Consider the following 22288-nt stretch of genomic DNA (forward strand, 5'->3'; position numbering starts at 1 on the left):
ACAATTGGGGTTAGCAATAATACCTTTTGTTGTGTGATGAGCAATCGCATGAGGATTAACCTCTGGCACAACCAGTGGAATATCGTCGTCATAACGAAAACACGAGGTATTATCAATGACGACACAACCGGCAGCAACGGCCTTAGGTGCATACACATCCGAGACACTGGCACCGGCAGAGAACAAGCCGATTTGCACCTTTGAGAAATCAAACTGGGCAAGGTCTTCAACAACTATCTCTTCACCACGAAACGTGACTAGCGAACCCGCAGAGCGCGCACTGGCAAGTGGATATAAACGACCCACTGGAAAATTTCGCTCTTCCAGTATGCTCATCATGGCCCTGCCTACATTGCCCGTGGCACCGACCACGGCAATATCAAAACCTTTTTCTGGCATTACTAATCCTCGAAATCCTAACTTGATATGCCTAATTAAGCTGCATGAAGCTTGGCGACAACCGCATCACCCATCTCACTTGTCGAAACTTGAGTTAACCCAGCCGACATAATATCCCCCTTCGGCATAATATCTACGGTACGCAGACCATCATCTAACACTGTATTAATCGCATTCTCAATCAATAGTGCTGCCTCAGTATTATCCAGGCTATGACGCAACATCATGGCAACAGATAAAATCGTTGCTAAGGGGTTAGCAATATTTTGCTCCGCAATATCAGGTGCTGAACCATGAATGGGCTCATACATGCCCTTACCATTCACATCGAGCGAGGCCGATGGCAGCATACCAATAGAACCGGTCAACATCGCCGCGCAATCAGACAAAATATCGCCAAACATATTCGTTGTCACCATCACATCAAACTGCTTGGGCTCACGCACTAATTGCATGGCGGCATTGTCGACATACATATGGTTCAAACTGACATCAGGATAATCAGCGGCCAAAGATGTCATCACTTCACGCCATAGTTCTGTGCACTCAAGCACGTTTGCCTTATCGACTGAGCATAAGCGGCCACCACGACGCTGTGCAGTGGTAAAGGCAACACGACCAATGCGCTTGATTTCAGACTCAGAATAAACCAGCGTATTAAAACCTTCGCGCTCACCATTATCTAATATACGCACACCGCGTGGCTGACCGAAATAGATACCGCCGGTAAGCTCACGAACAATCATAAGATCGAGACCGGCAACCAACTCAGGCTTCAACGAAGAGGCATCCGCTAACTGCGGATATAACAAGGCCGGACGCAAATTAGCAAACAAGCCTAACTCAGCGCGCAGCCCCAGCAAGCCTTTCTCGGGCCGCAGTGCAATGTCTAACGATTCCCATTTTTTGCCGCCAACAGCGCCAAGTAAAATGGCGTCGCAATCATTAGCCTTGGTCAACGTTTCTGCTGGTAAAGGTTGGCCGTATTCATCATAGGCAGCACCACCCACTAGGCCATTGTCCATCACAATGCCAGCACCAAACAGCTCATTGATGGCATGCAAAACCTTAACCGCCTCGGCAATAATTTCAGACCCGATGCCATCACCTGGCAATACCAACACTTTAGTCATAGATATAACTTGCTCGAATAAATTTTATTAAACTATTGAAAAATAAAAAATTAATTTGTAAAGAGCCACGGTGACGCCGCGCGATGTTTGGCTTCAAAGGATTTAATCGCATCAAGCTGTTGCAAGGTCAAATCGATATCATCGAGACCATGCAACAAACAATGCTTACGAAAATTATCAATAGAAAAATCAAACTTCTGGCTCGCCGGCGTCATCACTGTCTGCGTTTCAAGATCAATAGCCAGGCAATAGCCTTTCGTCTCTGCCGTCTCTTTAAACAACTGATCGACATTCTCAGCAGCCAATACAATAGGTAAAATACCGTTTTTAAAACAGTTATTATAAAAAATATCGGCAAAACTCGGTGCGATAATGCTGCGAAAACCATAGTCTTGCAACGCCCATGGCGCATGTTCACGCGATGAGCCACAACCAAAATTATCGCGCGCTAACAAGACACTGGCACCAGCATAGCGTGGCTGATTTAAAATAAAGTCTGGATTAAGCTGGCGTGTCGACACATCCTGTCCCGGTTCACCATGATCAAGATAACGCCACTCATCAAATAAATTAACACCAAAGCCACTACGCTTGATCGATTTTAAAAACTGTTTTGGAATAATGGCATCGGTATCGACATTAGGCCGGTCCAGGGGCGCGCACAAACCATTATGCTGGGTAAATGCTTGCATAACTATTCCCCCTGCCTCGACTCAACAGCGAAATTACGCACGTCGACAAAATGTCCCACCACTGCCGCCGCCACCGCCATCTGCGGACTAACCAAATGCGTACGCCCACCCTGGCCTTGTCGACCTTCAAAATTTCGATTGGATGTTGAGGCACAACGCTCGCCTGGTTCCAGGCGATCCGCATTCATTGCCAGACACATTGAACAGCCGGGCTCACGCCATTCAAATCCAGCGTCAGTAAAAATTTTATCCAGGCCTTCATCTTCTGCCTGCTTTTTCACCAAACCCGAACCCGGCACCACCAGCGCCAAGACAACAGATTTGGCCACCTTACGACCTTTGGCAATTGCCGCTGCCGCACGCAGGTCTTCAATGCGTGAGTTGGTGCATGAACCGATAAATACTTTATCGATGGCGATATCTACCAACGGTGTATCGGCATTTAAACCAATGTATTCCAGGGCACGCTGCATACCAGCACGTTTAACACTGTCTGGCTCACGTTCTGGGTTAGGTACACTGCCACTGATCGGCAGCACCATTTCTGGCGAAGTGCCCCAGGTTACTTGCGGTTCAATATCTGACGCATCCAACGTCACTTCACAATCAAATACCGCATCATCGTCACTGTGTAGATCAGCCCACGCAGCGACCGCTTTAGGCCAATCTTCACCCTTGGGTGAAAACGGACGGCCTTTGACATAGTCAATGGTCTTGTCATCAACAGCGATCATGCCTGCACGTGCGCCCGCCTCAATGGTCATATTGCACACCGTCATACGCCCTTCTATCGATAACTCACGTATGGCCGAACCGGCAAACTCAATCGTATAACCGTTACCGCCCGCCGTGCCGATCTTGCCAATAATCGCCAAAACAATATCTTTTGCCGTCACGCCAAAAGTAATCTTGCCTTCAACGTTGATGCGCATATTCTTCGATTTCTTTTGAATCAAACATTGCGTGGCTAATACATGCTCCACTTCAGAAGTGCCGATACCATGCGCCAAGGCACCCAAGGCACCGTGGGTTGAAGTATGTGAATCACCACAGACCAGGGTCATGCCCGGCAAGGTCGCGCCCTGCTCAGGGCTGACGACGTGAACAATACCCTGACGAATATCATCCATAGTGAACTCAGGAATAGCAAAATCAACGCAGTTTTGATCCAGGGTCTCGACTTGCAATCGGGAAATTGGGTCGACAATACCCGCAACTCCCGCAGCACGGTTAGTGGTCGGCACATTATGATCAGGTGTCGCCAGATTCGCCGTCGCCCGCCAAGGTTTGCGGCCAGCAACTCGCAACCCTTCAAACGCCTGTGGTGACGTTACCTCATGGATCAATTGGCGATCAATATAAATCAAACACGAACCGTCATCGTTCTCGTGTACGAGATGCGATTGCCAGAGTTTGTCGTAGAGAGTTTTTGCTGTCATGCCAGTGATGTTAACTAAGCGAATATCAACTATAATCAAGCGATTATAGCAGAGTGTCGGCTCTTTCATTATATTTATAGAGGGCTGCTTAGCTCATTAAACTATCATGTCAAATCAACACACAAAGATGAACCCATGAGCGCAAAAATCATCGACGGCAAAGGCATCGCCGCCGACATACGCGCAGCAGTAAAAGCTGGTGTCGATGCACGAACCAAACAAGGACTGCGCGCACCCGGCCTGGCCGTCGTACTGCTCGGTGAAAACCCCGCCTCACAGATTTACGTGCGCAACAAACGTAAAGCCTGCAATGAAGTCGGCTTTCTCTCCCGCTCTTATGATCTCCCCGATGACACTACACAACAACAACTGCTCGAACTCATCGATACGCTAAACGAAGACGAAGCTATAGACGGCATTTTGGTACAGCTACCACTGCCTGATCATTTCCAGCAAGAACAAATCATTGAACGCATTCGCCCCGACAAAGACGTCGATGGTTTTCACCCCTACAATGTCGGGCGTTTAGCACAACGTCTTCCCTTGCTAAGACCCTGCACCCCAAAAGGCATCATGACCTTATTGGCTAGTACAGGCGAAGACCTTCATGGCAAACATGCCGTCATTGTTGGCGCATCGAATATCGTTGGCCGCCCCATGACACTGGAATTATTACTCGGCGGCGCCACCACGACGACATGCCATCGCTTTACCAAAGACCTACCTCACCATGTTAGCCAAGGTGATATTGTCGTTGCCGCTGTTGGCAAACCTGGCATTGTTCAAGGCGAGTGGATTAAAGACGGCGCGATAGTCATTGATGTCGGCATCAACCGCCAGGCTGATGGCACACTGGCTGGTGACATTGGTTTTGCAGCCGCCTTCGATAAAGCCAGTTGGATTACACCCGTTCCAGGTGGAGTGGGACCAATGACGGTGGCAACGTTGCTGGAGAACACCTTGTATGCAGCGGAAGAATTACATTAGGCACAGCAAACAATTCCATACGTTTGTTAGCTGCTTTCTTTTGCACGCTCATCGAGTAGATATTTACGAAGCTTCCTTCTACTACGCATGATGTAAAGTATGTATACAATCCTCTTGTCGATACGATAAAAAATGCGGCATGGGCCTACAATTATTTCCAGATATTTAGAGTTATTGAGCTCTGGAGGTTTGCGGCCAGATTTTGGAAATTGTTCAAGACGTTCCGTACTAGAAAAGACTTTTTTAACTAGCTGAGTGGCGGCACTGATTTTATCTAGCGCTATATATTCTGCAATTTCATTGAGATAAAATAGCGCTGGTTCCGTCCAGATTATTTGAGCCATTTACTCATTTTTACTTTTGCTTCAGCTTGTGTGTAGATGCGATTTTCTAAAATGGCCATTTCGCCTCTAGCCAAACCTTCAAGAAGACGCATTCGATTTTGCATCAACTCATAATCATTAACATCGACAAGATATGCTGATGGTTTACCATGCTCTGTAATCAGAACAGGCTCTTTTGAATCATGTAGTTCAGCCAATATTTTAGTTGCCTGGCGTTTTAAAGTAGTCACTAGTTCAGTTTTCACAGAGCGGCAGTATAGTATCACTCTATGGTTTTTCAAGGTTTTTTCGGCTAACGTTTGAAATAACGCGACGTGCTTTTTACCATCGTCGTTCATTGACTTGCTATGTATTTTATACCAAAATTAGGTATATATTGGTACATGAGAGGTTCTTTATGGCTAAAAACACGAGTATTACATTAGGTGATCACTTTGATGGCTTTATAACTGGCCAAGTCAATAGTGGTCGTTTTAGCTCTGCAAGTGAAGTAATTAGGGCTGCGCTTAGATTGCTTGAAAATACAGAAACACGGCTTGAGACCCTAAGGCAAATGCTTAACGAAGGTGAACAGAGCGGTATTGCAGATTATAATTTTGATGCTTTGATGGCAGAACTTGATAGTGAAAATGATAAATGAAATCATTTGAGTTAACCAAGAAAGCTAAAGAAGACCTGAAAATAATTGCTAGATTTACAGAAAAGCGCTGGGGCAGAGATCAGCGTTTTTTGTATATTAAGCAGTTTGATGATGTCTTTCATTTGTTAAGTAAAAACCCATCGCTTGGTAAGCACTGTAGCTATATTAAAAAAGGCTACAGAAAGTTTCCGCAAAGTAGTCACATAATTTTTTACAGAGAAAATGAAAAAAGCAAAATTATTGTAATTCGTATACTTCACAAAAATATGGATGTTGAGTCTAAATTTTTACACGCATAACGCCTTGCTCAGTTATTTGCTATGTTGTAAATTTTTGCTGTTAAGGTAACAGCGCTAACGTGTAATCGACACTTATAACTAATTTATCTTGGTCTTGCCGCTTTTCCGCCAAGGCCCGACGATCCTGACCATTACCCTTATGCGGTTTGCAATACAAACACCCCGCCCTACGGTTTTTCGTTCTATGTCGTTTGTGGTGCATAACGTCCCTACCCGTGGGCGTATTGCAATGGGCTGACATCGATCTCGTCTTCATGCTCCATTGCTTGTGCCAGATCATAGCTGGCCTGCATACGCACCCAAATGCCCGCGTTACCGCCGAACGCCTTGGCCAAACGTATTGCCATGTTGGGAGAAATCCCGGCCAGGCCGTTAATCACACGCGATAGTGTGTTACGGGTTACGCCCAAATGGGCTGCACCATCCGTAATATTCATCTCAACAGCCTGTAGCGCCGTTTTAATTTGACGCCCAGGATGGGGTGGTTTTCTCATAGTCATATCATTCGCTCCTTTCATAATTCATTAATGGTAATCGCCATAATCAACATCAAATACGTCCCCGTCTTCCATTCGGAACCAGATGCGGAAATTACCTGACACCCAAATCGCTGAAGAACCTTTTAGCTTGCCGCTCAGCTTGTGCAGATTCCAACCTGGCAAGTCCATATCTGTGGACTGCATAGCGTTATCCAAACGAAAGAGAATGTCTTCAACACGTTTGACATGATCCGCTTTGATTTTGCTCGGATCACCCTTCTCATACAGCTTCTTCAGTGCGCAGTTTTTAAACGTCCTTATCATTATCTTAATGTATCGCGTAACGATGCGCTTGTCAAGCGCATGGTAAAAAACACTGCCAGCAAGATAGGTGGCTTGGTAGCAGCAAGACTGTTGGTGTCAAAAGTGACGCGCGCTGAAAAGGCGAAAAACAATGGAGGAAAAGAAGGCCTATATATATGGATTCCTGCCTGCGCAGGAATGACGATATTGTAGGAATGACGATATTGTAGGAATGATGATATTGCAGGAATGACGATATTGTAGGAACGGCGGTATTGTAGAAATGACGATATTGGAGGAATGACGGTATTAATGACGAGAGAAAACCCTAGCCTGCCCTCTTGCACCTCGTCACAATCTCATCAATCCCTAACAACAACACCAAGTCCGACATCTCTGGCCCATGTACTTTTCCGGTTAAGGCTGCGCGAATTGGCCAGAAGAGTTGTTTGCCTTTTTTGCCTGCCTGTTTGCCAATGGTTTTTATGGCGGTTTTAAAATCGGCTTCTTCAGCGAACACTTTGGCTGCGATAGCGAAAAACGCTTTGCCCGCTTTATCTATGGCGTGTTGTGCATCTCCTTCTATATTTAGGTCATCACTAAAAAAGACTTTGGCCCAATCCAGGCCTTCATCCGGATTATTGATGTTTGGCTTAACTAATTGTAAAAAAAGGGTTTTTTTGTCTGCGGGCACATGTTTCTGCACGGCTTGGCCTAGCCATTGCCATACGGTATTGTCATCGGCGGCATTAAGTGCTGCCTTTTGCCAATGTTGCAGTTGTATGAGATCAAACTGTGCGGGGGCTTTGCCAAGGTGGCTGGCATCAAACTGTTTTGCCAAACTATCCAAACTCATAAAGCTGTTATCAGCATAATAATGACCCAGGCGTGACAGGTAGTTAACGATGGCCTCGGGTAAATAACCTGCTGCGCGCATGTCGCGAATTCCCATGCTGCCATTACGTTTTGATAAGGGTGCACCATCGTCACCAATTATCAATGAGATATGGCCGTATTGCGGTTCACGCATACTCAGTGCCTGTAGCAACATTAATTGTCTGGGTGTATTAGTAAGGTGGTCGTCACCACGCAATATATGTGTGACGTTCATTAGCGCATCGTCAATCGCATTGGTGAAAAAGAAGGCCGGTGTGCCATCACTACGACGAATAATAAAGTCGCCGATATCATCACTGGCAAAACGTTGCTCGCCACGTACTAGGTCAATAAAGGTGATTTCTTTATTCTGGGGTACGCGAAAGCGTAGCGTTGGTTTTTCACCGTTGGCCAACTTGTTGTCTACTTCGTCTTGATTGAGGTGGGCACAGATGCCGTCATAACGCGGTGGCTGGCCTGCGGATAATTGGGTTTTGCGTAATACGGCTAAACGCTGGGCGCTACAAAAACAGGGGTAGGCCTTGCCACTGTCTTGCAGCGTATCGTAATGGCTTTGGTAGAGGGCTTGTCGTTGCGACTGGTGGTAGGCGCCAGGCTTACCACTATCATCAATGGGGCCTTGCGCCCAGGTCAGACCCAACCAACGCATGTCTTGCATTAGCGCGGCGGTAAATTCATTCTTGCTGCGTTCGGCGTCGGTATCTTCTATACGTAGCAAAAAATCGCCGCCGTGCTTACGTGCCAGTAAAACATTAAACAAGGCCGTACGAATATTGCCCAAATGGACAAAACCCGTGGGACTGGGGGCAAAACGGGTGGTAATCTTGCTATTAATACTCGCTACAGACATTATTTACTCTCTTATCCCGCCAATAATCGTTGATGTTAGCTTATTCAGGCACAGTTCTATAAAAACTGATTATAATGCGCGTTCGAATTTGATGTGAATAAAAGGCACCTCTATGTGCACAATAAACCGACTGATCTTTTTTATTACGCTTTTTCTTGCCAGCTTACTTGGGAGTCTTACTGTGTCTGCAGATGCCGCCAACCCTGTTGTATCTATTAAAACCAATTATGGTGAAATTACTTTGGAGCTTGATCGTGTCAAAGCACCAATTACTGTCGATAATTTTATGAAATACGTTGCCAGCGGCCATTACGATAGCACCTTGTTTCATCGTGTGATGGAAACATTTATGATTCAGGGTGGTGGTTTTGATGAGGATTTTAACGATAAAGAAACTTTAGACCCAATTAAAAATGAAGCTAATAACAGCTTAAGCAATGTTCGTGGCTCGGTTGCCATGGCACGCACCAATGACCCTCACTCAGCAACAGCACAGTTTTTTATCAATGTCGTGGATAATGATTTTCTCAATTTTACCGCACCTAATGGCAGTGGTTGGGGCTATACCGTATTCGGCAAAGTGACACATGGCATGGATGTGGTCGACAAAATTCGTAAAGTCGCCGTCGGTAATTTTTCAGGCCATGGCAACGTGCCAACTGAGCCTGTCATTATTACTAAAGTGCGTGCTGTCGAATAACGTTCTCTCTCTGGCACATAAATGAGCGATACTGCTCACACCTTGTTTATCTCCGATCTGCACTTATCTGCAGATCGACCAGACATCACTCAGCAGTTTCTAACGTTTATGCAAGACAGTGCGCCTCACGCAGAGGCGCTTTATATTCTTGGTGACTTGTTTGAAATTTGGCTGGGTGATGATGCCATTACCTCTGAACATGAAGTGGTGATCAAAGCAATACGCTCTATTAGTGATCGTGGTATTGCCGTTTATTTTATGCACGGCAACCGTGATTTTTTGATCGGTAATGGCTTTGCTGCTGCATGCAGTTGTGAAATTCTAAGCGACCCTTGCATCATTAACCTTTACGGTACTGATACCTTACTTAGTCATGGCGATAGTTTATGTACTGATGATGATGACTATCAAAAATTCCGTGCCTACATTCGCAACCCACAGACTATAGAACAGTTAATGGCCTTGTCGATTGAAGAGCGTATTGCTAAAGGCAAGGAATACCGCATGGCAAGCCAGGATGCGAATAAAGAAAAGTCGATGGAAATTATGGACGTTAATCAAGATGCGGTAAAAAAGATGCTCCGCGAATACAATGTCCAACACATGATTCATGGCCATACACATCGACCCAATGTGCATACGATTGATTTAGGCGGTAAGCTCGCTCAACGTATTGTGTTAGGTGATTGGTATGCGCAAGGCAGTCAGATCTATGCTGATGCGAATGGTTGTGAATTGCAGCAATTGCCACGTAATGGCTAATACAACATCTAAGCAGTATTTATCTCGCGACCGCGTCGCTGACTGTCTGCCAAGGTTTGCTCTGCCTCGGCTTGATTCCAGCTCACACTAGTTTCCACCCAACCTTGTGTATGGCTAACAACAATATCTTCAAGCGCCGCAATGTGATCATCACGTACATTGAGTGCAGGGATATAATGAAACCGTTCACCACCGCCACCCAAGAAATAATTTTTATTTTCTATCATAATTTCTTCAAGCGTTTCAACACAATCTGCTGAGAATCCTGGGCAGACAATATCGAGCGACTTAACACCTTCAGCCGCTAAGCGTTTCAGCTCTTCGCTGGTATAGGGCTTGAGCCATTCTTCTTTACCAAACAACGATTGAAAACTGACAAGATACTCGTTTTTACTAAGGTTTAATTTTTCTGCAACAAGGCGGGCTGTTTTTTGGCACTCACAATAATAGGGATCACCTGCGAGCAAGGTACGTTTAGGCATACCATGAAAAGAAAACACTAATTTGTCAGCATGACCGTTGTCTTGCCAGCTTTCTTCTATACTATTAACTAAGGCTTGAATGTAACTGGGTGTATCGTGGTAATGCTGAACAAAACGCAGCTCTGGTAGCCAACGCCATTTTTTCAGTGTGTTGGCTACGGCATCAAAAGTTGATGCCGTAGTTGCCGCAGAGTATTGCGGGTACAGTGGTAAAACTAAAATTCTTTGTGCGCCAGCATCACGTAGTTTTTCTAAACCTGATTCTATTGATGGGTTGCCATAGCGCATACCCAGTTCGACCATCACTGGGCCAGAAAATCGCTGCTTTAATCTCTCTTGCAAGGCATCCTGTTGGCCTCTGCTATAAACCAATAAAGGCGACCCACCCTCCATCCAAACACTATCATAGGCTTTAGCAGATTTTGCGGGGCGTGTACGTAAAACAATCCCGTGGAGAATTAACCACCAAATAGGTCGAGGTATTTCAACAACACGCTTGTCCCATAAAAATTCACCCAAGTATCGCCGCAACGCTGCTGCCGTAGGCGCATCTGGCGTACCAAGATTAGTGATCAATATGCCAGTAACGGGGATTTTTTGTTGCATAGTGAGTACACTGCCTGCTGTTATTCAAGTGTTGCCGTTGTGTACCGATTAAGTAACTAACCAAAGAACCATAACACAAGGAAACACGGTGTTGATATTATACCAGCGCAAAGTTAAGGATTATTATTTTAATCAACTACTTAACATGCACTTATAGGTAAATAAATTATGAAAGCAAGGCCAGCAATTGAGTCTGCTTACGAGCTATTAGAGCGCTCAATTTTATATTGGCAAGGCGACCCTATTGGCACACTCGCCGCCTGCTCCTCTGAAGCTGAAGCTGAGAACTACTCTGAGTGTTTTGTCCGTGATTTTGTGCCTTCTGCGCTCGTCTTTATGATGGACGGTCGCGATGAGATCGTGCTCAACTTTCTTCGCTCGGTGATGCACCTGCAAGGTCAACAAACTGAAATGGAAGGCCACCGCCATGCCGTAGGCCTGATGCCAGCGAGCTTTAAAGTCATTCATTGTAAAGACGGTTCAGAAGAGTTGGTGGCTGATTTTGGTGACCGTGCCATTGGTCGTGTTGCGCCAGTCGATTCAGCGATGTGGTGGATTATTTTGTTGCGCGCTTACGTTATTAATAAGGGTGACATCAAGCTCGCGCACTCACCCGACTTTCAACAAGCCATTCGACTTATTATGCAATTATATTTGCATGAAACCTTTGTTACCTCACCTGCGCTATTAGTTCCCGATGCATCATTCATGATTGACCGTCGTATGGGTGTCTATGGCCACCCTCTTGAGATCGAGGCCTTATTCTATGGCACCTTAGTTTCTGCCCATGAACTGTTAATTCATAATGAGGAAAATGAAAATCTATTGGCAGTGATTCAGAAACGACTACAAACATTGCGTTCGTATGTGCGTTTATTTTATTGGCTGGATGTTAATCGGCTAAATGAAATTCACCGCTACAAAGGTGAAGAATTTGGTCTTGACGCGGTTAATGTCCTGAATATTTTCCCGCAAAGTATTCCGCACTGGCTTGATGGCTGGATAAAAGACGGTAGTGGCTATATGGTCGGCAACGTCGGTCCAAGCCGTATCGATTTTCGCTTTTTTTCACTTGGCAATTTACTTGCTATCTTGTTTGGCCTGACCACTGATGACCAAGCCGAGAAAATCATGAATCTCTGTGAGTCACGCTGGGACGATATTATCGGTGAAATGCCGATGAAGCTTTGTTATCCGGCAATGTTTGGCAAGGAATGGGAGTTTCGCACCGGCGCCGACCCCAAGAACGTGCCCTGGTCATACCACAATGGCGGTAGTTGGCCAACGTTGATGTGGGCATTCACTGGCGCCGCGATTCGTACAGGCCGTGCGCATCTTGCCGAACGCGCCTTTGAATTATGCATTGACCGACTCAAAAACGATAATTGGCCAGAATATTATGATGGAAAAACCGGGTCATTAATTGGTCGGCGTGCAAATTTACATCAGGTTTGGTCAGCAGCGGCTCTCATTATCTCGCATCAGCTATTAGAAAACCCTGACAGCATTGGCACATTTGAATCCATTATATTTTAAGGAAGAGTAGCGCTAACCAGGAGTTAAGATGGGCGTCGATATTTCACAACTGGATATGCCAGGAGTGTCACCACAAGGGCTGCAAGTTATGGAACTTGTGGCTGCTGACGACCCTGACATTCACAAGATAACAGAAAAAATAATGCAAGACCCAGCCTTGGCTGGCACGGTTATACGCTATGCAAACTCACCGCTATACCGTCGCCGTAAAGAAATCACTAATGTACCCAATGCACTGACCATGCTTGGCCTGAAAAACGTTAGAAGCGCGGTGATTATGGCAACACTGCATGCGATCAGTGATAGCAATAGTGTGGTCAATAATTCAGTTTGGCAACATGGCCAATTAGTCGCCATGTTATGCAAATTAATCGCAATCAAAATCAAGCCCACTGTTGCCGATGATGCCGAGTTTGTCGGCCTTATTCACGACCTGGGTATTTTAGTCTTATCGAGCAGTCTTGGTAATGAATATGAAGTTTCGTATCAACGCGCTTTGGATGAAGAGCAACCGCTCGAAGCCGTTGAAAAGGAAAGTTTTGGTATCAGCCATGACCAAGTGATGCTGCATTTGGCCAGCCAATTACGTTTACCTGATAAATTAAAAAATATTCTAAGCACAATACATTCATATAAAAGAATTACTCTGCTGGAGCAAAAAGAAGATTATATTCACGCAATTGTCGCGACAGCACATTTACTCTTGCAACAAATTGTTAATGACCCTTTAAGTAAGGGCGAACAATTTCCTGAAACGCTGGACGAACTTAAAGAAAAATTAAAACTTGATGACAGTGTTATCGAAAAAATTGTAGCCAAGCTTGAAGACGCAGTAAGCCAAACTGCCTAGGAGCCTGTTAACACTGTAAGCATAGCAACGAGTGATTTGACGAAAAATGAACGTCCCTTGCCTGTGCTGGTTAGATTTCCGCTCTGCTACCGACATAAATGCCTCACTTTCGTGACCGAAGCGCTGCCTCGTAGGCGAGCTGTGCCCATTGCCGCATCTCCGTCGCATCTTCCAATGCTTCTTCGGGTGCCAAGTAGTACGACATACCTATCATTTTCTCACCCTTTGGATACATAAACTGCGGCAGCCCATGTTCTTGAAATTTTGATACTGACTGCGCATCTGCCTTTAGATATAGCGTGTCATCTGCCACAAGACCAATCATAACGCCATCAAAATAAATTCCATGGCCACCAAACATTTTGCGGGTAGTCACCGCACCAAATTCCCGAAACACTTCTTTTAGATATTTCACGAACTCACTCATCTTCGATCTCGCACTTGAGTCGTGCAGGGAAGTTAACCGGCACACCACGGTTGCCAGCAAGGTAATTACGATAATCCATTAAAACTTGTTGATGATCAAACGCCAGTTCAGGCAATTGATCACCAATATTATAAACAGCCAGGGCCTTGGCATCGTCCTGTGCCACAGGCTCACCTGTTGCCTCAGCAACATAAATCGCACTGACGGTATGGCCACGATGGTCTCGTGCGGGATCAGAATAGCAACCTAATAAGGCCTTAAGACGAATGTGCAATGAGGTCTCTTCCAATGCTTCTCGCACTGTTGCTGTCTCAAGCGATTCACCTACATCAACAAAGCCACCCGGTATGGCCCAACCGTGCGGTGGGTATTTACGTTCAATGAGAATAATTGGCCGACCAGGGCGATCAACCAATTCGATAATGGCATCAACCGCAACTTGCGGAGTCACTGGCCTCATTGCCCTATCCTGTTCGTTGCCAGCCTTATCATCAAAAGCAAGCAAATCAAGCGCTATTTACTCAGCTCAAGCAACAAATCATTCATACGTGAGACATAAGCCGCAGGGTCTTCTAGCTGTCCGCCTTCTGCCAGTAAGGCTTGATCAAACAACACGTTAACCCAATCACCAAAGCGCTTGTCATCATTCTCATCACGCAGTCGTACCACCAAGTCATGATCAGGGTTTAGCTCAAGAATCGGCTTGCTCATAGGTGCCGCTTGTCCAACGGAGCTCAATATTCGCTGCATATTGGCGCCCATATCATTTTCATCTGCCACCAGGCAAGCAGGTGATTTCGTTAAGCGATGCGTAATACGCACTTCTTTAACTTTCTCACCAAGCGTTTCCTGGGCTTTAACAAGTAGGTCTTTGTATTCACCCTCGGCTTTTTCTGTTTTTTCTTTATCTTCTTTTAAATCACCAAGATCCAAAGCACCCTTGGCGACTGACTGTAACTGTTTGCCATCATGCTCAGTGAGATGATTAATCAACCACTCATCAATGCGATCATGCAATAAAATTACTTCGATGTCTTTATCACGAAAAATTTCTAAATGCGGACTATTTACCGCAGCGCTATAACCTTCCGCTGTCACATAATAGATTTTATCCTGACCTTCTTGCATGCGAGAAATGTAATCATCAAGCGAGACGGTTTGTTCACTCCCCTCACCTTTGGTAGTGGAAAAACGTAGCAGCTTGGCTAAACGCTCGCGGTATTCATAATCTGAAATAACCCCTTCTTTCAGCACAGCACCAAATTCTTTCCAGAAAGTGGTGTATTTATCCTGCTCTTTCTTAGCAAGATTTTCGAGCAAACCAAGTATGCGTTTAATCGATGCTGCGCGTATTGAATCAATCGACTTTTCGCGTTGGAGGATTTCACGGGAAACGTTTAGCGGCAAATCGTTAGAATCAATCACACCCCGAACAAAACGCAAATACTCCGGTAATAACTGTTCGGCATCATCCATAATGAAAACACGACGCACATATAGCTTGATGCCATGGCGCGAATTTTTATCCCACAAGTCAAACGGTGCGCGCTTGGGAATATAAAGCAGACTGGTATACGAGCTACGACCTTCAACATGGTTATGCGTCCACGTCAGGGGGTCGTCAAAGTCATGCGAAATATGTTTATAAAACTCCTTGTGCTCTTCATCGCTGATGTCTTTTTTCGGTCTTGCCCATAAGGCTGCTGCCTTGTTGATTGTATCGTCTTCGTCGTTCTGGTCTGCATCACTTTGGTCTTTCTTCATAAGAATCGGTAGCGAAATATGATCGGAATATTTGCGCACAATGGTTTGCAAACGCATCGACTCAAGAAATTCATCCATATCTTTACGTATATGCAGAATAACCTCGGTGCCACGCGCCTCGCGTTCGATATTCTCCAGGGTATATTCGCCATCGCCTTTAGATTGCCAGCTAGTTGCCGTGTCCGCATCCTCGCCTGCGCGGCGTGTGAGCACGGTGACCTCATCGGCAACAATAAAAACGGAATAAAAACCCACACCAAACTGACCAATCAAATGACTGTCTTTGGCCTGGTCACCTGTTAGTGAATCAAAAAACTTTTTAGTGCCTGAACGTGCAATGGTGCCGATATTACTGATCACTTCATCTCGACTCATGCCAATACCGTTATCGATGACTGAAATCGTGCGCTTGTCTTTATCAATAGTAATGCGAATATTCAATTCAGCATCGTCCTGCATCAACGATGCATCACTGACTGCTTCAAAACGTAGCTTGTCACAAGCATCGGATGCGTTAGAGATCAATTCACGCAAAAATATCTCTTTGTCTGAATAGACGGAGTGAATCATTAGTTCGAGGATTTGCTTTGCTTCTGCCTCAAAGCCTAATGTCTCTTTATTTGCCGTGACAGTCATTACTGTGATCTCCTGGTATTCATAAAGTTAAGTGAACATGACTCGCGTCATCAAACAACGAGCAAAGCGGATTTTACACGGATAAGGACTGAGACTAAAGCGATGGGCTATCTGGTCAATATAATTTTAGGGCTCTGAGCCCGTCTATTACCTCCCTGGCGCACTAACATACCTAAGACATGTAGCAAAATGCCATAGACTTATTCGGCAACTTAGATATTGAAGATATATTCCTGAATATGAATACCGTGTTCGTCAGACGATAAGACCTTGGCGATCTCTATTTTAGTGCCCGCCTCATTGACCTTGGCTAAATCGATATATTTAACCGGCTCATAGGGCTGGAGATGTTTATCACGTACGAGCATCACCTCTGGTAACAAACGTTTTTTCTGATTCACCGATACAACGATGCCGACTTCCTGGTTGGACAACTCGACAATCGAACCCACCGGATAGGTACCAATGCATTGGATAAATTGTTCAGCAAGATAGGGATCAAAGTGCTTGCCACGCCATTTATAAATATTCTGCAAAGCATCCATAGGGATCATCCCCTGGTGATAACAGCGATCACTGGTAATAGCATCATAGACATCGACAATTGCAACCATCTTACTAAACAGAGAAACTTTATCGCCCGTGACCCCTCGTGGATAGCCATTACCACTTTGTCGCTCATGATGGGAATAGGCAATATCGACGACGACATCAGAGATACCTGGCGACTTCATTAATAAATCACGCCCCATAGTAGGATGGTAACGCATCATATTCATTTCTTTATCGGTTAATTTCCCGGGCTTGTTCAAAATATCGGGCGGCGTTTTCATTTTACCAATATCATGTAATAAAGCCCCCAGACCTAACTCATTTAACGGTTCCTCAGACAAGCCTAGATGGCGTCCAAAAATCAGCGCTATCATACACACATTCATACTATGATCTGCGGTATAAGAGTCCTGACTTTTCAAGTTAGCTAGTAAACTTGCTGCATCCGGGTTACGAATAACGCTGGCTACTAGTCGTTGCACCAGTGCTTTGGGTTGTTCTGCATCAATGGGTTTATCGTCGCGTGCGCATTGGTAGGCATGATCGACAACCTTACGCGTTTCCTTATAAACTTCGGTGGCGGTCTCTGATTCCTCTACAAACGTACTTTGGCGCACGTATTTAACCAGCATCTTAGGCAGCTGGCCAGTTTCAATAACACTCAACACTTCTTGCGCTGTTTCACTATAACTCAGCGCAGTACTATCCACCCCCGGGATACTATCTATCCCCAGGGTACTTTCTCCCGACTCAAATGGTTGGGCCAAGTCAAGATCGATACCCTCATCGGTATTGATGTATACATGGTCACAGTAATGGGCGATGTCTGCGATCAGCTTTTTAGAAAGAACCGGAAAACCTTGCGTCATAAAGGGAGTTTCAAGCCAAGGGCGGTCGAGTCGCACGACATACATACCGAGCTCAATCTGCCCAACCTCTATATATTTTTCCACAAACTGGAGCCTCGTTGCTGTTGCCGGTTATAATAACCATCCTGGTCTCGATTGATTCTATATAAAAATTTTAAAAATCAATCACTTAAACATATGCATGCGTTTGCATAGTGAAGCATGCATGGCTTGTTTATCGGGTGATACTGGACAAACTTGAAGTAACAAAAATAATACCCCGTTAACCAGAGCCTGTTTGGACTTAGGCTCCTAGCAGCTAACGAATTGGAGAACAAAAAATCAATATCCTAAGCCGACAAACTCAGCCTTATTCAGACCAAAAAGCAGGGACATCCGGCTTACGTAAAAAGGTCAAACACTTCCAGCAGGAAAATTATCTGGAGAATTTTATCCAGGCCTTGTTTGACACCATAAAGGCTGAAAGGAAAACCTTGGTACTGGGCGGGGATGGGCGTTTTTATAATCGCGAAGCAATCCAAATCATCCTGCGCATGGCCATTGCCAATAAGGTGACAAAACTATTGATCGGCCGTAACGGCATATTATCTACCCCTGCTGCCTCGCACCTGATACGAAAATTCAACACCGATGGCGGCATTATCCTTAGTGCCAGCCATAACCCAGGAGGGCCCGAAGCCGATTTTGGTATCAAATATAATAGTACCAATGGCGGCCCTGCTAACACGGAGCTTAGCGACAAGTTCTATGTTGCAGCTTGTAACATAAGCCAATATAAAATCGCCGACATCAGCGATATTGATATTGACACCGTGCGCGAAGAGCGTATCGGTGATACCACTATAGAAGTTATTGACTCAGTCGCAGAATATTGTGATCTGATGGAACATTTGTTTGATTTTGATCGCATCCATAATCTATTCAGCTCTGGTGCTTTTCATATGCGCTTTGATGCCATGAATGCAGTAACCGGACCCTATGCAAAAGAAATTTTCGAATCGAGTCTGGGCGCCGATCATGGCAGTGTCGTCAGAGGAGAACCTTTGGAAGATTTTGGCGGCAGCCATCCCGATCCTAACCCAATTTATGCATCAGAACTATACGCACACATGTTTGCCCCCGACGCAGCTGACTTTGGCGCTGCCTCCGATGGCGATGGTGATCGTAATATGATCATGGGCAAACAATTCATGGTTAGCCCCGGTGACAGCCTCGCCATTATCGCTGCCAATGCCAACCGTATACCCGGTTATCGTAATGGTGTTGTCGGCATCGCCCGCTCTATGCCAACCAGTCGCGCGGTTGATCGTGTTGCTGCCTATATGGGGGTTGAATGTTTTGAAACACCAACCGGCTGGAAATATTTTGGCAACCTGCTTGACCAGCGGCTCATTACCTTTTGTGGCGAAGAAAGCTTTGGCACTGGCTCCGACCATCTACGTGAAAAAGACGGTATTTGGGCCGTTTTATTTTGGCTCAATATACTCGCCGAACGGCAACAATCCGTGCGCGATATTGTGCACCAACATTGGCACGCCTTTGGCCGTCATTTTTATTGCCGCCACGACTACGAAGGCATTAGTCTGCAACAAGGCGAGAATGTCATTGCACGGCTCAGTGAACAACTGGCTCAGCTCAGTGGCAAACACATCGACGGCCATAAAATCATCGCCGCTGATAATTTTAGCTATCTGGATCCTGTCGATAATAGCCTGAGCGAAAACCAAGGCTTACGGATTATTTTAGACAATGAGATTCGCACTATCTATCGCCTATCAGGCACCGGCACCGATGGTGCAACGCTACGTGTTTATCTCGAGCGCTTTGAGCCTGAGCCAGAAAAACAACAGCAAGATAGCCAAGTTGCTCTTACTGATATAGCAAAAATTTCTTGCTCTTTAGCCAAGATCAACGAACTTACCGGGCTAGACGAACCCACACTGATTGTCTAAGACGCTCAGTATGATTTCCATATCCGCTGTTAATGTTTTACTAGCAGGAAAATATCCGCGACATTGCTACGCCCTTTAGCTAGTGACAATAATGCACCCGCCTGCTTGAGCAATGTCGCCGAATCTGCATACGCTAAAGCCTGCTGCGCCATTGCTTGTGTAATCCCGGCCTTGGATAAGGTGCTGCCATCAACAATAGCGCCAGCATAACCACTATTACCATCATCACCATCGCTAGCAACTGTCGCCACGATAAATCCTGACTTATCGTATAAGCGCTGTGCCAACAGCAAAGCCAAATGCGTATTACGGCCACCACAACCAGAGGTAGCAGGTAACTGTAACGTTGTCTCGCCACCCCAAAGGTGCAGGCCACTAGGCGCTTCTACCAGGTATTCGGTAATAGTGTCCGCCCAACGCATCACATTCCCCGACATTTCCTCGTCATGACGAAACACTGTATAACCACCATCAAGCGCGGCTTGCATCATCGCATTCAAAGCCATGTCTAGGTCAATCACGATGACTTGATCGATGTGTACCAACACAGAATCATCGATACCAAGCCGCAACGGTTGTTCAAGACATAACTGTCTAACCCATTGAGGAACCCGATCAAAATCTATTGCCACATCAGGGAGGGGTGTTCTGGAGACTGCTAATAAACCAGAGCCAATCATCGCTACGCTATTCGACATGACATCTGACATCAATAAGCTAACTACTTGTGATGCTTGAATATAACTAGCCAAACGGCCCGCTTTAATACATGAAACACACTGACGAATGGCGTTCATCTGCTCGATATCTAGACCCGACGTCAACAACCAGTGATTAAGCTTCTGTAACTGTTGCAGAGAAACCTTTTCGGGTAAAACTTCAACCAGTGCAGAAGCACCGCCAGAAATCAAAAACAGCAAACTGGTTGCTGGCGAGCAGTTTTTCAGATATCGAATCAAGGCCTGACCAGCATCGAGACTACGCTGATCTGGCACAGGATGGCCAGCAACAAGTTGCTCAATGTAAGGTGGTAGAGAATCTGTAAGAGATATCGTGTCTTTGCTGACAACCAAACCAGACACGACCTTACTACCAAGGTATTTTAATGCACCTTCTGCCATTGACGATGCCGCTTTGCCAATAGCAACTATGCCTATATTACCCTGTACCCCGAGGGCATTTTGCATCCCTTGTAATTCAGCACGACCGTGCAGCGCGTTAATTACGCAGCGCTTACCATCAACACCATTCAAACCTGACTCGATAATCGCTAGCAGATCCGAACGGGAAGACATAGTGTCCATGATAGAGAAGCTAAACTAATTGAGATAGACCTCGGTCTAAATCAGCCTTTAAGTCCTCAACATCCTCAAGGCCGACCGACACCCTGACCAAAGAGCGAGCAATACCAGCCAAGCCACGATCTTCTTCACTTAATCGGCCATGCGTTGTCGTCGCAGGATGCGTAATAGTACTTTTTACGTCACCCAAATTCGCTGTAATCGAAATGAATTGCGTATTATCAATCACTTTCCAGGCATCGTCTTGGCCACCCTTCACTTCAAATGAAACAATACCACCGAAACCCGATTGCTGTTTTTTAGCCAACGCATGTTGCGGATGCGTGGCCAAACCTGGGTAATTCACTTTTTTAACGCCAGGGTGTTGACTTAACCACTGTGCAATCACCATTGCATTCTCACAATGACCACGCATACGCACAGTCAACGTTTCCAAGCCATGTAAAAACAGCCAGGCGTTAAACGGACTCATCGTTGGACCCGTCGTACGGGCATAACTATAGATAGCACCACCTACCAACTCTTTTGACCCCACTATGGCGCCACCCAGGCCACGGCCTTGGCCATCAATATATTTGGTTGCCGAATGAATAACGATATCTGCACCAAACTCTAAGGGTCGTTGTAAAACAGGCGAACAAAAACAATTATCCACCACCAACAGCGCATCCTTTTGGTGAGCAATATCAGCCAAGGCGACAAGATCACCTACTTCAGTCAGTGGGTTACCTGGCGTTTCAAGAAACAACAATCGTGTATTAGGCTGAATTGCGGCACGCCATGCTTCGGTGTCCGTCAATGAGACAAAGCTGGTCTCAACGCCAAAACGCGCCATGACATTTTTAAACAACAAAATAGTTGAGCCAAATACATTAAGCGAACAGACAACATGGTCACCCGATTTGAGCAAACCCATCATCACTGCATTAATTGCCGCCATACCCGAACTGGTACCAACGCAACATTCGCCGCCTTCCATCGAAGCCAAACGCTGTTCAAACATGCGCACACTGGGATTAGTGAATCGGGAATAGAGATTGCCAGGCTCTTCTCCTGAAAAGCGTGCCGCTGCCTGTGCTGCACTGTCACAAACAAAACTCGATGTGGTGAAAATCGACTCGCTATGCTCACCTTCATGTGAACGAGAAGTCCCCTCGCGTACCGCGCGAGTACGGATACCCAGTTCAGAATATTTTGGCTTAGAATGTTTCGACATAATACCCTCCGACTAACAACGTCATTACAACTATTTCGACACAAGGAGCAGGCACAAAAAAACCCGCTCGTCAGCTTATAAAGCAATAACCAAAGCGGGTTTCTCTTCGCTTTAGCTGTATTTATTAAGCGCCCGCAAGCTGAGTCTTCAAATCCGGCGCATTAAACCTGGGG

The 22288-nt window shown here is 45.7% G+C and carries 24 protein-coding genes; 8 read left to right on the forward strand and 16 right to left on the reverse strand.

Annotated features, from left to right (window positions below):
• The 4 genes from JKY90_01255 to leuC all read right to left on the reverse strand — a co-directional run.
• Nucleotides 1-399 (reverse strand): aspartate-semialdehyde dehydrogenase (locus JKY90_01255; protein MBL4850895.1); only part of this gene is annotated, 399 nt, incomplete at its 3' end.
• Nucleotides 400-434: 35 nt separating this feature from the next.
• The gene (gene leuB / locus JKY90_01260) at nt 435-1532 is read right to left on the reverse strand and encodes a 3-isopropylmalate dehydrogenase (GenBank protein MBL4850896.1); all 1098 of its coding nucleotides are present in this window, start codon (nt 1530-1532) and stop codon (nt 435-437) included.
• A gap of 50 nt (nt 1533-1582) precedes the next feature.
• Nucleotides 1583-2224: a 3-isopropylmalate dehydratase small subunit gene (gene leuD, locus JKY90_01265; protein MBL4850897.1), complete on the reverse strand. Its 642-nt coding sequence runs from the start codon at nt 2222-2224 to the stop codon at nt 1583-1585.
• A gap of 2 nt (nt 2225-2226) precedes the next feature.
• Entirely contained in the window at nt 2227-3663 is a 1437-nt protein-coding gene (gene leuC / locus JKY90_01270; protein ID MBL4850898.1) for a 3-isopropylmalate dehydratase large subunit, read from the reverse strand.
• Between the two features lie 135 nt (nt 3664-3798).
• On the opposite strand from leuC, the gene folD reads away from it, so the two are divergent.
• The gene (folD, locus tag JKY90_01275) at nt 3799-4650 is read left to right on the forward strand and encodes a bifunctional methylenetetrahydrofolate dehydrogenase/methenyltetrahydrofolate cyclohydrolase FolD (protein ID MBL4850899.1); all 852 of its coding nucleotides are present in this window, start codon (nt 3799-3801) and stop codon (nt 4648-4650) included.
• 26 nt (nt 4651-4676) lie between these two features.
• Here the strand turns inward: folD and JKY90_01280 are convergent, their stop codons facing one another.
• Nucleotides 4677-4994, reverse strand: coding sequence for a type II toxin-antitoxin system RelE/ParE family toxin (locus JKY90_01280; protein MBL4850900.1), 318 nt, complete (start codon nt 4992-4994; stop codon nt 4677-4679).
• A complete protein-coding gene (locus tag JKY90_01285; GenBank protein MBL4850901.1) occupies nt 4982-5239 on the reverse strand; it encodes a type II toxin-antitoxin system Phd/YefM family antitoxin in 258 nt (85 codons plus the stop codon). Before JKY90_01285 ends, JKY90_01280 begins: the two co-directional genes overlap by 13 nt.
• Before the next feature lie 152 nt (nt 5240-5391).
• Here JKY90_01285 and JKY90_01290 point away from each other — a divergent pair, with 152 nt between their 5' ends.
• Both JKY90_01290 and JKY90_01295 read left to right on the forward strand, forming a co-directional pair.
• On the forward strand, nt 5392-5634 hold the full coding sequence (locus JKY90_01290; protein MBL4850902.1) for a type II toxin-antitoxin system ParD family antitoxin: 243 nt from the start codon (nt 5392-5394) through the stop codon (nt 5632-5634).
• Nucleotides 5631-5933: a type II toxin-antitoxin system RelE/ParE family toxin gene (locus tag JKY90_01295; GenBank protein MBL4850903.1), complete on the forward strand. Its 303-nt coding sequence runs from the start codon at nt 5631-5633 to the stop codon at nt 5931-5933. Before JKY90_01290 ends, JKY90_01295 begins: the two co-directional genes overlap by 4 nt.
• Nucleotides 5934-6142: 209 nt before the next feature.
• On the opposite strand, the gene JKY90_01300 is transcribed toward JKY90_01295, so the two are convergent.
• The 3 genes from JKY90_01300 to JKY90_01310 form a co-directional block, all read right to left on the reverse strand.
• Nucleotides 6143-6433 carry a HigA family addiction module antidote protein gene (locus tag JKY90_01300; protein MBL4850904.1) on the reverse strand — a complete coding sequence of 97 codons (291 nt, stop codon included), beginning with the start codon at nt 6431-6433 and terminating at the stop codon, nt 6143-6145.
• 24 nt (nt 6434-6457) lie between these two features.
• Nucleotides 6458-6736 carry a type II toxin-antitoxin system RelE/ParE family toxin gene (locus JKY90_01305; GenBank protein ID MBL4850905.1) on the reverse strand — a complete coding sequence of 93 codons (279 nt, stop codon included), beginning with the start codon at nt 6734-6736 and terminating at the stop codon, nt 6458-6460.
• A gap of 307 nt (nt 6737-7043) precedes the next feature.
• Nucleotides 7044-8462 (reverse strand): glutamate--tRNA ligase, encoded by a 1419-nt coding sequence (locus tag JKY90_01310; protein ID MBL4850906.1) that lies wholly within the window; start codon nt 8460-8462, stop codon nt 7044-7046.
• A gap of 112 nt (nt 8463-8574) precedes the next feature.
• Here JKY90_01310 and JKY90_01315 point away from each other — a divergent pair, with 112 nt between their 5' ends.
• Nucleotides 8575-9162: a peptidyl-prolyl cis-trans isomerase gene (locus tag JKY90_01315; GenBank protein ID MBL4850907.1), complete on the forward strand. Its 588-nt coding sequence runs from the start codon at nt 8575-8577 to the stop codon at nt 9160-9162.
• Nucleotides 9163-9183: 21 nt separating this feature from the next.
• The gene (locus tag JKY90_01320) at nt 9184-9924 is read left to right on the forward strand and encodes a UDP-2,3-diacylglucosamine diphosphatase (protein ID MBL4850908.1); all 741 of its coding nucleotides are present in this window, start codon (nt 9184-9186) and stop codon (nt 9922-9924) included.
• Between the two features lie 8 nt (nt 9925-9932).
• Here JKY90_01320 and JKY90_01325 read toward each other — a convergent pair whose 3' ends face one another.
• Nucleotides 9933-11012: a ferrochelatase gene (locus JKY90_01325; GenBank protein ID MBL4850909.1), complete on the reverse strand. Its 1080-nt coding sequence runs from the start codon at nt 11010-11012 to the stop codon at nt 9933-9935.
• Between the two features lie 168 nt (nt 11013-11180).
• Here JKY90_01325 and JKY90_01330 point away from each other — a divergent pair, with 168 nt between their 5' ends.
• Together JKY90_01330 and JKY90_01335 are read left to right on the forward strand one after the other, a co-directional pair.
• Nucleotides 11181-12548, forward strand: a complete 1368-nt coding sequence (locus JKY90_01330; protein MBL4850910.1) for a glycoside hydrolase 100 family protein — start codon at nt 11181-11183, stop codon at nt 12546-12548.
• A 28-nt stretch (nt 12549-12576) separates the two neighbouring features.
• On the forward strand, nt 12577-13398 hold the full coding sequence (locus JKY90_01335; protein MBL4850911.1) for an HDOD domain-containing protein: 822 nt from the start codon (nt 12577-12579) through the stop codon (nt 13396-13398).
• A gap of 103 nt (nt 13399-13501) precedes the next feature.
• Here the strand turns inward: JKY90_01335 and JKY90_01340 are convergent, their stop codons facing one another.
• From JKY90_01340 to JKY90_01355, 4 genes are all read right to left on the reverse strand, one after another.
• Entirely contained in the window at nt 13502-13825 is a 324-nt protein-coding gene (locus JKY90_01340) for a TfoX/Sxy family protein (GenBank protein MBL4850912.1), read from the reverse strand.
• Complete coding sequence (locus JKY90_01345; protein ID MBL4850913.1) at nt 13818-14285, reverse strand: NUDIX hydrolase; 468 nt, start codon at nt 14283-14285, stop codon at nt 13818-13820. Before JKY90_01345 ends, JKY90_01340 begins: the two co-directional genes overlap by 8 nt.
• Before the next feature lie 53 nt (nt 14286-14338).
• Nucleotides 14339-16225, reverse strand: a complete 1887-nt coding sequence (htpG, locus tag JKY90_01350; GenBank protein MBL4850914.1) for a molecular chaperone HtpG — start codon at nt 16223-16225, stop codon at nt 14339-14341.
• Between the two features lie 212 nt (nt 16226-16437).
• Entirely contained in the window at nt 16438-17730 is a 1293-nt protein-coding gene (locus JKY90_01355) for an HD-GYP domain-containing protein (GenBank protein MBL4850915.1), read from the reverse strand.
• 236 nt (nt 17731-17966) lie between these two features.
• On the opposite strand from JKY90_01355, the gene JKY90_01360 reads away from it, so the two are divergent.
• A complete protein-coding gene (locus JKY90_01360; protein ID MBL4850916.1) occupies nt 17967-19598 on the forward strand; it encodes an alpha-D-glucose phosphate-specific phosphoglucomutase in 1632 nt (543 codons plus the stop codon).
• 29 nt (nt 19599-19627) lie between these two features.
• Here the strand turns inward: JKY90_01360 and JKY90_01365 are convergent, their stop codons facing one another.
• Entirely contained in the window at nt 19628-20893 is a 1266-nt protein-coding gene (locus tag JKY90_01365) for a DUF4147 domain-containing protein (GenBank protein MBL4850917.1), read from the reverse strand.
• A 19-nt stretch (nt 20894-20912) separates the two neighbouring features.
• Nucleotides 20913-22115 (reverse strand): O-succinylhomoserine sulfhydrylase, encoded by a 1203-nt coding sequence (locus tag JKY90_01370; protein MBL4850918.1) that lies wholly within the window; start codon nt 22113-22115, stop codon nt 20913-20915.
• Nucleotides 22116-22288: the final 173 nt, after the last annotated feature.

This window comes from Gammaproteobacteria bacterium, assembly GCA_016765075.1.
In the GTDB taxonomy this organism is placed as follows: domain Bacteria; phylum Pseudomonadota; class Gammaproteobacteria.